We start from the raw sequence: 13233 nt of genomic DNA, 5'->3' as shown, positions 1-13233 counted from the left end.
AGTGAATAGCTATGCATTCAGGACTGTCGACCCAAGCAGTTAGGACGACTTCAGATCAGGCCCATTTGTTGGGCACTGATGGCCGCTTCGGCACGCGAAGAGACATTGAGCTTGCGATAAATTTCTTTGACATAGCCAGCAATGGTGTTGCGTTTGAGGCCGAGCATATTGGCGGTTTCGGCCATGGTCATGCCCTTGGCGATGATGGACAGCACTTCTTTTTCACGCTCGGTTAACAACTCGCGTGTGGGCACATTGTAAGGCGCATGAAAATGGCGCAGCATTTTTCTGGCAATGGCGGGAGACAATGGCGGCTGGCCGGTCACAATGCCATTCAGCGCCTGCACAATCGCCGCCTGCGGTTGATCTTTCAGCAAATAACCATGCGCCCCCGCCCGCAATGCCGGAAAAATATGGTTATCATCATCGAAAATGCTGGCAACTACGCAAATTGTGTGCGGAGAGTGGCGATTAAACCATTCAATCACCGTAATCCCGCTACCATCTGGTAAACTTAAATCGATAAGTGCAATATCCAGCGGCGCACTGGCAGCCACCAGACTGATGGCTTGCGCGATATTATGTGCAGAGATGATTGCAATATCAGGAAAGCTCATCTGCAACACCTCTGACAACCACACGTGCGACTCAGGTGTATCTTCAAGAATAAATGCAGTTTTCATAAGTGTGCGCGATGCGCATGCATGAGAATAAAAATATACTGAGACTATAAACGAATTTAAAATGAATTCACCCCCGCAAACAGGGGGATAACTTAAAAGAACCTCTGCCAGCGGATGCTAAACCAACTGCCCTGCACGCCTATCAATATACGCGCCTTAACACTGAAGGTGCTCGGTGCCTGTTGCCTGTCAATGGCCGCAACTGCGCATGCGACAGACAGCCTGCCTACAGCCTCCTATTTCGGCCTGGATACCATGGCCCCGGACAGTAGCTGGGCCATCCGGCTTGAGCAGCGCAGCAACCAGTACGATGCACGTTACGATGACAATGGCCACCGCATCGCACTGGGCGACAGCTTTAACGCAGTGAATTTAGACGCCGGCATTTTTCCGGCGTTATCATTGCTGGGTGCGGGTGCCTCTCTGGGCAACACGCGCTTCAAGACCAAAACAAGCAACCAGATCAGCACGCTGACCATCGGCTATGGGCTGACGCCGGACCTGACCATTGGCGCGATCATCCCTTATGCGTTTTCGTATACCAAGGCCACGTTTGCAGTGGATGGTGGCAATGTCGGATTTAACCCGGGCTTTGACGCCAGCCAGGCGATAGGTGCAGGCAACTTTCCTTTTGCCCCGGCGGGCGGCGGTATTGCGCCGATGAGCACTGCAGGTGTGCAGGATATTCTGACCAACCCGGCATTCGGCTATCAGTACAAAGCCATCAAGGACAACCGCACCGAAGGCTTCAGTGACCCGACGCTCGGCGTATTGTGGCGCGCATTGAAGTCGCCAGGCGAAAGCCTGATTATCGGACTGGGGCTGCGCCTCGGCGTAGCCAGGAAAGATGATCCGGATGACTTGCTGGATACCCCGTTAGGGGATGGCAGCAATGATGTGCGCAGCAGATTTGAGTACTTTCGTGATTTGGGGGGGAATGTTGACCTGCGTCTGCTGGCCGATTACAACTGGCAAACCTCGGACAAAGCCCGCATGCGCGTGCCCGGCCAGGGCCAGTTACTCGCGCTGGCCAGCAGCAAACAAACCCTGCACCGAGATCTGGGCGATTATTACGAGGCGGATATTGAGCTTGGGTATCGCTGGTCAAACTGGCGATTTGCCGGCACCTGGCATCGTTATGAAAAAAAGGCGGATGCCTATCACTCCAGCCTGGGGACGAATACTGACAGTCTGGAAACCAACACCTACACCCGGGCAGACCAATACCGCATTAGCGCGGCATGGAGCGGCATACAGGCGTGGCAGCAAGGCAAACTGCCCTTGCCCCTCATTGTCAAACTGGAAATACAAGACACCTTTGCGGGCCGTAACTTTGTAGATGTGCAGGATATCTACCTGCAGGTAATGACACTGTTCAAATAATGCAACGCGCGCATATGGCTCGTTTTCGGACAATCTTGGCAAGCATGCTTGCCACCTGCCTGCTGGGCATGCTGCTGGCGATGACTGCCTGCCGGGCTGATACAAAGCTGGAAGCCAACGGCTTGAGAATCATGCAGGCCGAATTTGTACAAAGCGCAGGCAACCGCGCCCCCGAAGCCTCTGCGCCATGGACCCCCGTCACACTGCCGGATTTGTGGAAAATCCGTCATCCGGACACGCACGGCACAGCTTGGTATCGGATGGAATTTGATTACCCGCAGCTTAATGCACAGGAAATTTATGCGCTGTATCTTTCCCGGCTCAGCCTGAACGCAGAAGCCTACCTGAACGGCACGAAAATCGGCTCCGGTGGCGCATTTGATGAACCCATCGCCCGCCACTGGAACAGGCCGCTACTATTCATGATTCCACCGACCACCCTCAAACCTCGGGGCAACACCCTGTTCATCCGGGTGATTGCCCCGCAAGGTTCACAAGGCATGCTGTATCCGCCTGAAATCAACTTGTTGCAACACATTCAACCCCGCTATGAGCAGGCCAAATTTGTCCGCACGACCCTTAACCAAACCTCAAGCCTGCTGATTGTGGGTATCGGCCTGCTGATGCTGAGCCTGTGGTGGCGCAGAAAGCAGGATACGGCGTATGGCCTGTTTGGGCTGGCCGCCTTTGTCTGGGCCTTACAATCGCTCAACTTTTACATCATCACTGCGCCATTACCGACCGCCCTCTGGGAGCTGTTCGTTAATGCCAGCTTTCAGGCGATTGCCGCCTTATGGCTGATTTCCTTGCTCGACTTTGTCGGCATCCGCCTGCACCGGTTTAATCAACTGCTATGGGGCATGCTGATTTTATCGCCACTTAGCCTGCTGTTAACCCCTGCAGCTTATTTTATGAACCTCACCGACTTTTGGCACCTGACCACCATGATAGTCGTGATATTCGGCTTAGCTTTGTTGGCCCGAGCCAGCTTCATACAGCACAATAAAGACGCAAAACTGCTGCTGACGACACTCAGCATTATTCTGCTGTTTGCCTTTCATGACTGGCTGATACACAACAATATTCCCGGGTTCAACCACTGGTTGGTGAGTGGAGAAGAATATCTGATGCAGTTCTCGGCGCCCATGCTGTTTTTAATTGTAGGATTAATGATGACCTCACGTTATGTGGGTGTACTTAACAATTACGAGCAACTTAACCAGGAGCTGGAGCAACGCGTGGTAAGCAAGCACGAAGAACTCAATCACAACTTTCAGCAACTGCAATCCATCCTCAAAGAGCAAGCGACACTGGAAGAACGCGAGCGCATTTATCAGGACCTGCATGATGACCTTGGCGCCAAACTGCTCACCCTGGTCTACCGCGCGCAAGACAGCAACAATGCCGAACTGGCGCGATCAGCTCTGCAAGACCTGCGAGATGTAGTTTCTCGTGCGGGGGCAGACAGCGTACCGTTTAACGATGCCATGGCCGATTTCAGGATTGAGTGCGACAAACGCCTGAGTGACGTGCAGATTCAACTGCACTGGGATAACCAGCTCAATGATGACCGATTACACCTGACGCAACCACAAGCACTCAATCTGGGGCGTATTATTCGCGAGGCCATTTCTAATGTCATTCGCCATGCCGAGGCGAGTGCAGTCAATATCACCTTGCAGCCAACCGCACACCACATAGCATTATTGATTGAGGACAATGGCATTGGTTTGCAGCCCGACACTGACAAATCCAAAGGACGTGGTCTGGGCAACATTCAAAAACGCGCCGCTTTGCTCGGTGGAGAAGTCCAGGTTGGGCCCAGCATCCATGGTGGCCTCAGGCTCTGCATCACCCTCCCCCAGTCATCCATTTCATACCCCCCCTGCTGACATCTGAAAGCAGGCGATCCAACCAAGCTTTTCCCCAATCATTGCCCCCCCGAGTTCAGGGGGGAGACGTCGCAACAAAGTCAGATTACGATGACATCACGGTTGAAACGTGCGATTGGATAGCAACATCCAGCATCCATGGCGTGATTTCACCTTTGTTTATCTGCCAATGAAAGGGATGTATGAAAACGCACACGCTCGCTACATATTCAACATGGCTACCGGGACTTACTTTATGTGCAAGCCTGCTCAGTACGACGCTAGCGCAAGCATGCCCGGGCCTTGGCGATAACGAGCCCCAACTGCCTGCCATCAGACGCTTAGAAATCGCCAATCCGCAAGTGCCAGCCAAACCGCATACTGCAAATGCAGGGTCAGAAATGGATATGCGTACCCTCATGGCGTTACAAGGAGAGACCATTGATTTGGTGTATACACTCGCCGAGCCGATTCCTTCCGGCTGCGTATACAGACTGCAAGTCAGTAACTCTCCCTCCCAAAATGCAAACCAGATCCAACGTAACCTGCCATGGAAAAGCATACTGATGCCGGACAGGGGCGGCAGCATTCAATCCGAGCCCTCCACAGGTGACAATACGCTAAAGTTCAAGCTGGTGCCTGCACCCCAGTTCGACCGCGACACAGTCCACACACTCTACGCCTCGATTTACGGGTTCACCAACCACTTCATTACAACGTCCAGACCTTTTAAATTTAAAAATCTGGCCTACAAAATGACCAATATCACAAAAGAGCCTGCTCTGGATGCCAGTGGTTTGGCAGTCGGCTTCAAATTAAAAGCACAGCTCAATGCATTACCAAAAAGCATCAATCTCAACAATGCGTCGCGCGATGATTTCTTTGGCTGGGCTAACCAAACGCCAGCCTCCACACAGACCAAAGAGGCGGCTCGAGAAGAGAACGTGTTTCAAGAAAAATATGGACGCCTCAATGGTAAGGTCATTCTGCTTAACAACACCCCGATGGTGACCTTTGTGGTGCAAAGAAAAGGGGATGTGAATGTGCACTTGGTGTTCAGGGCGCCTTCGCCATACCAAAGACCTAACGTAGAGACAGATGGTATGCAGTGCCAATACGCCTATATTTCTGGCGATTTATGCTCAACGGCCAAATTGATTCAACTGTCAGACCCATTGCGATAGTTGGCCCTCCATTCACATCCTGCCCGCCTTTTTCATCAAGGAAAGTCATGAAAAAATCTCTGGAGTTTAGCCGCAATGTTGCGTATGTCATTGCCTGCTTGCTGGTCATGCAAGTCACCACCGCCCAAGCCGCCATGCGCGAGTTTTATTTAAACGCGCTCAATGGAGGCGACTGTTACAGTGGCAAATACATGCTTGGTTGCTACCTCGGGGTACGTGGCGACTGGCTAGATATTACCGACAAGCTCACCATTGTCTCCGGCCCGACAGCCTCTATCACCGTCACCGACAAAGGTGCAGATAACAAGTATTCAGAGAACATCAGTCTGGGCGGTTATGAGAAAGTGCCGCCCAAGCGCGGCAGCCGCGAAGGCTATCTATTGCTTGAGTTAAAAAATATCCGCGGCCCTGGCACCATGCGTATCAAAATGGAGCGTCCGGCTTTCGCTGGCAGGGATGTCGATTATGTTAACGTCACGATCAAGGACGGCACATTCGGCTTGAGCCCAGAGCAACACATCCGCAGCATCAACGCAGGCCAAAGCAAGACCGTTGAAATTACTGGTTATGGCTTGAGTGGCGTGAGTGTCAAGCCAGGCTTCAACAGCCAACCAACGACTGGTGCCACGACCAACCGCCAACGTATTCAATCGACCGCCAGTCAGATCAACACAGCGGTCAAAGACAGTGTTGGCCAAACCTTGTCCACCTTGCAAGCCAATGCGCAGCTCCCACCTGAGGTCAACATCCTGAGTCGGGAAACAGGGCCGGTATTTGACAAAATGACCGTGGAATTTAATCTGCGCAACAGCAGCCAGCAATTTGAGCTGGATACCGCCGATATATTCACTTTTAGCAAAGGCACACCCCCCATCAACGCGCGTTTTGGTTGGCCAACCATCCATGTCTGGGCCAGTTGTGCGTCTGGAAGTAGCGGCTGTACGTCAAGCGCGACCTCTGGTGGCAACCGTAGCGGTGTGAGCAGCGGCACGACGACCGGCACGGGCAATCCTGGCGGCGGCACACGTGTCTCTACACCCGTAGAAGTCAACTTGCTGCCTAATATCAACACGCCAACACTGTTTATCCGCAAAATCAATGCCGAAGCCAGCCCCGTGGTACTCGATCAGGCCTTGTGTGTCGGACTCATCAAGCAGCAAGAAAAAGAAGTGGATGTGCCTGCCATCATCTGGATGGTGACCAATGCTAGCGATGCTGACATCAATCAGAGGTTTAGCGTCAGCCTGATCAATGGCAACAACCCCAACCTGCCGTTTCATACGGTCGCAGTAAACAGCATACCGGCACGTGGTCTGGTGAGTTTTAACAACTGGCCTGGCCGACCAAGCAAAATCAAAGTCAAACTCATGCCTGACCCAAGGCAGCCCAACAACAATGATGCCAACCAGTGCCTGCTGACAGACCCCCGCCCTGCTGAGTCGCTTTTAGACCCCAGGCCATTGACGATTCGGGTAGATAGCCAGCATCAGGTGCATGAAGGCAGCCGCGAGAATGACAATGATTTGCCGGTGAACCCATAGCACTGCACCCCCAGTTCAGGGGGGTCACAATCACGCGCAATCCACCTATCATGGGTTTCACTAATCATGAGCTAACTTAGCGCGGGTTGCGCCCCATATGGATGGGGTCTTGCGGGTATTTAAAAGGATATTGCATGCAACAGAACAATTTAATATTGGCTTTTCTTATTGGTGCGCTGACGATACCCGCCAGTCAGGCAGATGAAAATACGCCACGACAGCAACGCATCAACAGAGCCCAAATGGCAGAAGAGGCTGCTGCAAAAAAAACAAATGAACGCCGCGCGCAAAAAAGTAGCAGAGACCAAGGCAAGGGGGAAAAAACCAGAGACCAGCAAGACAACGACGCACAAGCCGACAAGCAGACGCCGCTCTCCGCTGCCAGTGATGCCGCAACATTGCAACAGGACTTTATCAAAGACGGTCTGGAGAGCTTGGAGATCAGGCCTGACATTGCCAGCAAAATTGCTACCGAGTCTACAGACCCTGCCAAAACAACAGACGCCAAAACAAAACTGGAACAAATCACCGATGCCGCTGCTCATCTTGATCTGGTATCGGTTGATCCCAAGGTGAGGAAAGACGTGATCGACAAAATCAGTCGTAGCGAAAAACCCAAAGACACAGCGAATGAAGAGGTGGGTAAAGCAGCCATAGATGAAGTGTTTGGCAAAAATGTGACCAAACTGTTGCCTGCCGATAAAGTGCCGAAGGCAAGAGATGTATTTGTAAACCTTGCAAAAATTCAAGCGGCGCTTGTGACCGTGGGTGGCGACCCGAATGGGAAAGAAGTGCAAGATGCTGTTGAAGAAGGCGCCAAACTTGGTGTGGTCAATGATGAGGATGCCCGAAAAGTGATGGAAGACGGCGCACACAAAGTACTGGATAAAAGCTTTCCTCCAGCCAAGCCAGGGGAAAAGTTGGGCGACAGACTGGCACGCATGGCGAAAGAGCAGGAGAAACTACAGGCTGAACTCAATGCTCAGAAAGCAGCCGCAGCGGCCAGAGCCGCGGCCAAGGCCAGACTGGCAGCCGCCGCCAAAATCAGCAAGGACAAGCTGGGCGGCGCGGCATTTACGCAAGGGGCTGCCGGGTCAACGGCAATAGGTCGCAGCGTCTCTGCCAAGGTGGAAGCTGGTGGTGGCGGTGGCTCAGGGACAAGCAGTGGGGCCGGGACAGCAAAAGTGGGCACTGGAATAGTGAGGTCTCAACATGCTGGCGTGGGCGGTAGCCAAGTCAGAGAAGATGTCGCCTCAGCACGCCTGGCAGCGGGCGATGGGGGCAGCACGAATGCAGGCCAACCCACCACAGGCAAACAACCAACCACGAATCCAGGTAACGATGCAGCAGCACCAGCATCCAGCGCACCACTCAATGACCAACAGCATGGGCCTCAAGCGCCGATTTTAGAAGATTCAGAGTTCAACTCACCAGCGAGTGCACAAGCACCAACCAGCCAGCAACCCGCTTCGGAAAAAACAGATACGCCAGGGCATGGTGCACAACCTTCCAACAATCCATCTTCCAGCGTCACCTCACCTGCAGACGAGATTCTGATTAGCCCGAATGGCGGCCATGTCAAAGTCGGGGATGATGGCGGCGGCGTACAAAGTGCAGACGGCAACTCGAGAACCACCACCACCTATTTTGCCGATGGCACCTATGAATCTAACACTGTCTCTGTCACCCGAGACAGTAGCGGCAAAGTGAACAGTACCACCGAAACCCAAACCACCGGCACTTGGGCCAGTGACACCCATGGTAACAAACAAAAAACCAGTGCCACCACATCTACGTCTACCACTCGCAGCAGTTCCAATGCATCCAGCAATAACAACAATGGCAACAACAATAATCAATCCAGCAATGATAAAGATGGCGACGGCAAGGACGATGATGATGACACCGACAATGACGACGACAACGGTGATGATGACAAAAAATCTGAGGACCCCCCCCCTGCCGAAGAAGCCGCCGCAGACGACTCTGAAGCAGCCAAGTCAGAGGAGAGCAAACAGTCCAGCTCGACACCCAACCCTATGGATATCGGTGGTGGAGATTCAACGCAACTAGCAGCCAGAACAGGGGGCCGCATCGGCAATCAGGAGGCACGTCGACAACAGCGCGGGCTGGATCTAGCCCGTTTTGGTGGGGCAGCTGGCCCTAACCGTGACGGCAAAGGCGGCGCACCTACACTGCTGACGCCTGAAGAAAAAGCCAATGCAGAACGGGCACTGAATATGCGTTTGGGCGGCGGGGTCACCAATCCGAATCCCTTGGGCAAAGGCAATGTGGTCGCCACCGACCGCGACCTCAAAGAGTTACATTTGCGCGGCAACGGTGGTGCCAAAGGCCCGACCGAGAGCAGTGCGCCTGCCACGCCGCAAGATCCGCATAGTCCACTGGGTGGCGTGGGCCCGGCACCCGTGCCTGCTGGCGGCACCCGGATCAATGGCGCCGCAGCCAAAGGGGCGGCCATCAACCGCCAGATCAAACGCAATGGTCAGGTCAATACTGATGCCGTCAAATCAACGGTGAAATAAACACATGCTCCATATCAACCCATCCCAACTCAGGAGAATTTCAATGCGTAGTCAATGGTTATCGGCCTTGTATACCGAGCGCAAGTTCGCAGTTTTCTGCCTATTTCTGACAGGCTTATCCACCCCCGCATGGGCGGGCAATGAAGCAACGGTGTTGAAACAGCTGACAGGGGCATGGAGCATCAGCACCCCAGACAAAGAATCAGGAGATATCGAAACCACGACTATTGAGTTTAACCCCAATGGCACTTACAGCACGCGTTTAAGCAGCAAGCTGTTTGGCCAGACCAAAAATACGGCTAATGGCCGCTATGGTGTCAGTGATGCGGACAAAGATACTTTTACGCTCAAGCTTGAAGTGCTCAAGGCAGATCCGGAAATGGATAAAAGCAATACAGTCATGATGGCAAAAATCCGCCAGATAGATGCCAATACCTTGCAATCCGAAGACGGAAAAATCGTCCGTCGCGTTAAATAACCTATCCAAAGGCTAAAGGAAAACATGATGAAAGCTTCGATCGTACACCCCCTAAAAACCTTGTTTGGTTTATATGTGTTCAGCACTGCCTTGTTGGCAGCGGCACCTGCATTGGCCACTGAATATTGCTTTGGCGCCGTGGGCCAGGGCTGTGGCACCTTTGCTGGCGGCCCCCTAGGCAGCGTGGCCACCTGCCTGCCCAACCTGCCGGGTGCAAGAAAAGATACCGTATGCCAGGTCAGTGGCGGCAGCATGACGCATGACCCTTGCTGTGCCGATCATCCCAATGGCGAATGGTGTGGCGGCTCACCCGCCACCAGTGAATGCCGGGCAGAGTGGAATCGCGCGGTCAGCCGCTTTGTATGGGGGTATAACTGGCGACGTAATGTGGATAGCAAAAAAGCTAATACCACAGGCAATGTGGTGTTCAATGACTACTGCGCACCCGCCACAGCAGGGGTGCATAAAAACGACACCAATCAATGCTGTTCAAGAAGAGCGGACCCCGCCCCGTTTTGGCTCAAAGCCGGCAGGCCAGACTTGTATATTTGCCGTGAGTAATATTGAGCATGCAGATGATTACCCACCTATGCTGCCATCAGACATGACACTCTATTCGTAAAAACGCACGACAGGAACTCGAATGAACCCACCTTCGCTCAAACGCTTACCACTGACAGTGACGCTCACACTCTGCTGTATGAGCGGATGCGCCGATATGCCGAGACACGCTGCAGTCGCCGTACCAAAACAGACGCAATTCTCCGCTAACGCTCTACAGCCCAAGCAAGATGCTGTGGTTGACGCCCTCAGACAGGGTCAACCGGAAACAGCTAAAAAACTCGCCGAGGAGTGGGTGTTGGAAAATCCAAAATCAGCCACAGCCCATATGTTGCTGGGTCTGTGCTACCACTCCCAAGGCGATGCGGCATCGCTGGAGTTGGCCAGTTCTGGCTATAATGCGTCGCGCCAGTTTTCCGGGCAGGATATGTGGCCGAATTACCTGGCGGGCGTGGTCGCCATGCAGCGGCAAAACGCGCACCAGGCACTCGAACATTTTTCAGCGGCCGCGCTGGCTGATCCGGACAATGTATTTGTGTTTGAAGGCTTGGCGGGTTCGGCTTATGCTTCTGGCAATGTGTTGCTGGCCGAGCATGCTGCCAGGCGCGCGCTCAGTTTGCAGCCAGAGTCGGTCATAGGCTGGCGCATGCTGGCCTTATCGCTCGCAGCGCAGGGCAATCAGCCACAACTGCAACAGGCGCTGGCGCTCAAACCAGCCATGGCGAGCGAAGCAGAAAAACGATGGCTCAGCCAGCGCACCCACAACCTCATGCGGACAGCCTATGTAGACAGTCAACCACAACTGGCCATGAATGAAGAAGAGCAGCCTTTCACTGAGGGAGAATCCGCCAATGCGCCGGTGGTGATCGCAGCAGGGCTGCCCAAACAACTGACTGTGGATGTGACTGTCATCCTTTCAGACAAACGTGACACCAGCCGCACAGGTGTGAATTTACTGGATGGGTTGCAGGCAACTTTTGGCTATAACCGCAATCAGGTGTCCGCACTGAATAAAGAAACGGGCCTTGATGACCTCAGCACTTCCACCAGGACCATTACCCGCAACATCACCATCCCCGACGTCACCTATAACCTGAATATTTTTAACCGTGGTGACCGTTATTATGATGCCATTGCCCGTCCCAGCCTCACCGCGTTTGTCGGGCAGCCATCCAGATTCTTTATAGGCGACCAGCTCAATGTGAATGTCGCCGGGATTCAATCTGCACAGATAGAAAAAATCGATGTCGGCGTTTCACTCAAAATTCTGCCTGCAGAAATACGCAAAGATGGCGCACGCTTCCAACTTGAAGTGGACCGTAGCTTTTTGAGCGATACCAATGCCGGTACATTTACCCAGGCGGTCGGCACCTTCAAGCAGACACTATCCGCCACCGCAGATGTCAAATTTGGCGAAACATTGATTTTGAGTGGACTGACCGAATCAGTCGGTGACAATGCACAATCCAGAACACCGCTACTGGGAGATGTTCCTGTAGTCAAATATCTGTTCTCCAACAAAACAACTGCCAGAAGAGCACGCTCGGCTATTATTCTGGTGACCCCTTCAATGCCGAGCAGTTTTGCAAAAACAGTAGATCACTCACCTGCGACCAGAAAACTCATGGAATTGTGGGACTCCGTGATTGAACCTGCAATCGGCAATGAAACGTTAATGAAAAGGATTGCACGCATGCCACAGTTCACTCGGGCTGCCTATGGTGATGCCCATGTGCGCGGGCTGGAAGATGAAACCTTGAAGAAAGTATTGCTTGAGAGCATCGAACACCATGCAAATATTTAAATCGTATAACGTAGTTTCTGTCGCACTTTATTTAGTGGCTGGCAGTATTTTTTCTGCATCCATGCCTGCATTGGCAGAAAACTCGGCACAAATCATCGCCTTGCAGAATAAAGTCAATGCGCTCGAAAAAGAATTGTTGATCATTAAATCGTTGCTCAACCAGAATGCCTCCAGCGAGGATACGGATACGCGTACGGACAAAGAAATCACCCTCTCGGCACTGGATAAATTAACGCTGAAAGTGGGTAAATCCAGTCTGGAATTGTCAAAAAATGGCAGAGTCACCTTGAATGGTACCGTATTTGATGTCAAGACCACGCAAGACACCGAGATACGTGGCAGCAAGATCAGAAATAATTGAGTTCCCACCTCGCATTGTTGCCGGGATTGGCAAGCAAATTCAATCGCGCAGCATTATAGGCGCCCAGCACCCCCTGTTTAGGGGGTGCACGTCTGGTTCAGAATCCTCTACGCTACTCATTATCCACAACCTGCAAGTCACTTTCTAGCCAAGGAAATGTAAATGAATACATCCGAATGCTTTAGCCCTGTCATGAAAGCCATCACGCTGGGACTCGCCCTGCTGACATCAGCACAGGCTGGCGCCAGCGAGATTGCTACCAATATGCGCCTGTCATTCAGCGAAGTGGCCGACTTTAGCCAGGGCTTAGATCAATTACTGTCTTTTGATGCGGCAACGGCAAACTTTCGTCTGCAGAACGACCGGCTGGGGACATTCAGCAGTGGCAGCATGACGCTCACGCTGAATGGCCAGCAACTTATTTCAATCAACGACCCAGGGGTCTCTGTGTTGCCAGATGCGCAGCGCAACCTGCTGCGCGTTGAAGCGAGCGCCACTGCCAGCGGAGGCTTGTTGAACGCGCCTCAAACGCTGGACCTGAGTACCACCTGGTTTTGCACAGATACCGTGCTCATCTGCAACACCAATGAAGTCTACAGCCAGGTTAAATCGATCACGCCTGGCATGAGCACGCCTGCCAGCGCAGCAGCATTGTTACAGCCGGTGCGCTTACAAGCCAGCGCCTCGCTCACGCCGCTGACTGAGGGGGTCAGATACCGTCTTGAATTGCAAGTCCCTTGAGAGGAATTTCCGCATCAAAAGGTTTGCCTGATTTAATCACCCCGTAAATCAAATGCACCAGCTTGCGCATCACTGCACCAATC

Annotated in this window: 11 protein-coding genes; 10 read left to right on the top strand and 1 reads right to left on the bottom strand. The window is 52.9% G+C overall.

Features of this window, described 5'->3' with window-relative positions:
* Positions 1 to 50: 50 nt before the first annotated feature.
* On the bottom strand, positions 51 to 683 hold the full coding sequence (locus tag Q9291_RS11735; protein ID WP_306390249.1) for a response regulator: 633 nt from the start codon (positions 681 to 683) through the stop codon (positions 51 to 53).
* A gap of 192 nt (positions 684 to 875) precedes the next feature.
* Here Q9291_RS11735 and Q9291_RS11730 point away from each other — a divergent pair, with 192 nt between their 5' ends.
* The 10 genes from Q9291_RS11730 (at position 876) to Q9291_RS11685 (ending at position 13150) form a co-directional block, all read left to right on the top strand.
* Positions 876 to 2066 carry a transporter gene (locus Q9291_RS11730; RefSeq protein ID WP_306390248.1) on the top strand — a complete coding sequence of 397 codons (1191 nt, stop codon included), beginning with the start codon at positions 876 to 878 and terminating at the stop codon, positions 2064 to 2066.
* Between the two features lie 14 nt (positions 2067 to 2080).
* Complete coding sequence (locus Q9291_RS11725; protein WP_306390247.1) at positions 2081 to 3958, top strand: sensor histidine kinase; 1878 nt, start codon at positions 2081 to 2083, stop codon at positions 3956 to 3958.
* Between the two features lie 182 nt (positions 3959 to 4140).
* Positions 4141 to 5121: a hypothetical protein gene (locus Q9291_RS11720; RefSeq protein WP_306390245.1), complete on the top strand. Its 981-nt coding sequence runs from the start codon at positions 4141 to 4143 to the stop codon at positions 5119 to 5121.
* A 47-nt stretch (positions 5122 to 5168) separates the two neighbouring features.
* Positions 5169 to 6662: a hypothetical protein gene (locus tag Q9291_RS11715; protein WP_306390244.1), complete on the top strand. Its 1494-nt coding sequence runs from the start codon at positions 5169 to 5171 to the stop codon at positions 6660 to 6662.
* Between the two features lie 134 nt (positions 6663 to 6796).
* Complete coding sequence (locus Q9291_RS11710; protein WP_306390243.1) at positions 6797 to 9205, top strand: hypothetical protein; 2409 nt, start codon at positions 6797 to 6799, stop codon at positions 9203 to 9205.
* 43 nt (positions 9206 to 9248) lie between these two features.
* Positions 9249 to 9683 carry a hypothetical protein gene (locus tag Q9291_RS11705; protein ID WP_306390242.1) on the top strand — a complete coding sequence of 145 codons (435 nt, stop codon included), beginning with the start codon at positions 9249 to 9251 and terminating at the stop codon, positions 9681 to 9683.
* Between the two features lie 24 nt (positions 9684 to 9707).
* On the top strand, positions 9708 to 10244 hold the full coding sequence (locus Q9291_RS11700) for a hypothetical protein (protein ID WP_306390241.1): 537 nt from the start codon (positions 9708 to 9710) through the stop codon (positions 10242 to 10244).
* Positions 10245 to 10326: 82 nt separating this feature from the next.
* Positions 10327 to 12048, top strand: coding sequence for a secretin GspD/PilQ domain-containing protein (locus tag Q9291_RS11695; protein WP_306390240.1), 1722 nt, complete (start codon positions 10327 to 10329; stop codon positions 12046 to 12048).
* Positions 12035 to 12409 carry a hypothetical protein gene (locus Q9291_RS11690; protein WP_306390239.1) on the top strand — a complete coding sequence of 125 codons (375 nt, stop codon included), beginning with the start codon at positions 12035 to 12037 and terminating at the stop codon, positions 12407 to 12409. The genes Q9291_RS11695 and Q9291_RS11690 overlap by 14 nt, the downstream gene beginning before the upstream one ends.
* 162 nt (positions 12410 to 12571) lie before the next feature.
* Positions 12572 to 13150 carry a hypothetical protein gene (locus Q9291_RS11685; protein ID WP_306390238.1) on the top strand — a complete coding sequence of 193 codons (579 nt, stop codon included), beginning with the start codon at positions 12572 to 12574 and terminating at the stop codon, positions 13148 to 13150.
* Positions 13151 to 13233 lie beyond the last annotated feature (83 nt).

This window comes from Methylophilus aquaticus, assembly GCF_030769565.1.
GTDB lineage: Bacteria > Pseudomonadota > Gammaproteobacteria > Burkholderiales > Methylophilaceae > Methylophilus > Methylophilus aquaticus.
This window is presented reverse-complemented; position numbering and strand designations above follow the sequence as displayed.